The following is a 1,856-nucleotide window of genomic DNA, read 5'->3' as shown; positions in this document are numbered from 1 at the left end:
GCTACACCTCCGGCACCAGCGGCACCCCCAAGGGCGCCATGAACCCGCACGGCGCGCTCACCCACAACGCCGTCCGGCAGGTCACCGGGCACCCGCTCCCCGAGGGCGCCACGTACTTCGCCCTCGCACCGCTCTTCCACATCACCGGCATGGTCTGCGAGCTCGGCGCCTGCCTCGTCAACGCGGGCACCCTCGTCCTCGCGCACCGCTTCGACGCCGGCGTCGTCCTCGACGCCTTCCTGGAGCACCGCCCCGCCTACACCGTCGGCCCGGCCACCGCCTTCATGGCCCTGGCCGCCCACCCCGACGTCACCCGGGACCACTTCGCCTCGTTCCGGGTGATCTCCTCCGGCGGCGCCCCCCTCCCGCCCGCCCTCGTCGAACGCCTCCGCGCCGCCTTCGGCTTCTACCTGCGCAACGGCTACGGCCTCACCGAGTGCACCGCGCCCTGCGCCTCCGTGCCCGCGCACCTCGAAGCCCCGGTGGACCCCGCCTCCGGCACGCTGTCCGTGGGACTGCCCGGCGCCGACACCGTCGTACGGATCCTGGACGAGCGCGGCGCCGAGGTGCCCTTCGGCGAGACCGGCGAGATAGCCGTCCGCGGGCCCCAGGTCGTCCCCGGCTACTGGGGGCTGCCCGCCGACACCGCCAAGGCCTTCCCGGACGGCGAACTGCGCACCGGCGACGTCGGTTTCATGGGCGCGGACGGCTGGCTGTACGTCGTCGACCGCAAGAAGGACATGATCAACGCCTCCGGGTTCAAGGTCTGGCCGCGCGAGGTCGAGGACGTGCTCTACGGCCACCCCGCCGTACGGGAGGCGGCCGTGGTCGGGGTGCCCGACCCGTACCGCGGCGAGAGCGTGAAGGCGTACGTGAGCCTGCGCCCCGGCACCTCGGCCGCACCGGAGGAACTCTCCGCGTACTGCGCCGCCCGCATCGCCGCGTACAAATACCCGCGCCAAGTGGAGATCCTGCCTGTTCTGCCGAAGACGACGAGTGGCAAGATCCTGCGACGGGAACTGCGCGACCGCGGCTGAAAACAGCCGTACGGTCGTACAGCTGCTCGTACCACTGGTCGGACGGACCAGAGAACAGGGAAGGGAAGGTCAGCGCCATGGCTGCCAGGAGCACGGAGCCCGAAGGCACGCACGAGGCCCCGGTGCCGCAGCGGCTGCTGGCCGTCGCCACCCGGCTGTTCGCCGAGCGCGGCTACGACCGCACCTCCGTACAGGAGATCGTCGAGGCGGCCGGGGTCACCAAGGGGGCGCTCTACCACTACTTCGGATCCAAGGACGACCTGCTGCACGAGGTGTACGCGCGGATGCTGCGCCTCCAGCAGCAGCGCCTGGACGCGGTGGCCGAATCCGACGCCCCCGTCGAGGAGCGGCTGCGCGCCGCGGCCGCCGACGTGGTGGTCACCACCATCGAGAACCTCGACGACGCGGCGATCTTCTTCCGGTCGATGCACCAGCTCAGCCCGGAGAAGTTCAAGCAGGTGCGGGCAGAGCGCCGGCGCTACCACGAGCGCTTCCGGGCGCTGGTCGAGGAAGGCCAGCGCACCGGGGTGTTCTCCACCGCCACGCCCGCGGACCTGGTGGTGGACTACCACTTCGGCTCCGTCCACCACCTGTCCACCTGGTACCGGACGGACGGCCCGCTCACGCCCCGGGAGGTCGCCGACCACCTGGCCGACCTGCTGCTGCGCGCACTGCGCCCGTAGCCGCGGACCGCGCCCGTACGACGGCCCGCCCCCCTGGCGCCCCCGCGGGGGGGGGGCGGGGGGGGGCCCGGGGGTCGGCCCGGGCTGGGGTCGCGGGGGGGCCCGGCGCCCCCGAGGGGGGCGCCTGAGCCCGGCG

At 73.4% G+C, this 1,856-nt stretch carries 2 protein-coding genes; both read left to right on the top strand.

What is annotated here, in order from left to right; genetic code table 11:
• Window positions 1-1,037 (top strand): class I adenylate-forming enzyme family protein (locus tag ACFXA3_RS41990; RefSeq protein ID WP_385196692.1); only part of this gene is annotated, 1,037 nt, incomplete at its 5' end.
• 77 nt (window positions 1,038-1,114) lie between these two features.
• Window positions 1,115-1,720: a TetR/AcrR family transcriptional regulator gene (locus ACFXA3_RS41985; protein WP_385196690.1), complete on the top strand. Its 606-nt coding sequence runs from the start codon at window positions 1,115-1,117 to the stop codon at window positions 1,718-1,720.
• Window positions 1,721-1,856 lie beyond the last annotated feature (136 nt).

The organism is Streptomyces sp. NPDC059456, assembly GCF_042750055.1.
Taxonomy (GTDB): domain Bacteria; phylum Actinomycetota; class Actinomycetes; order Streptomycetales; family Streptomycetaceae; genus Streptomyces.
This window is presented reverse-complemented; position numbering and strand designations above follow the sequence as displayed.

What these genes read in the sequence shown, in the direction of transcription:
- ACFXA3_RS41985 (WP_385196690.1), top strand. Translation starts at nt 1,115, where the DNA reads ATGGCTGCCAGGAGCACGGAGCCCGAAGGCACGCACGAGGCCCCGGTG.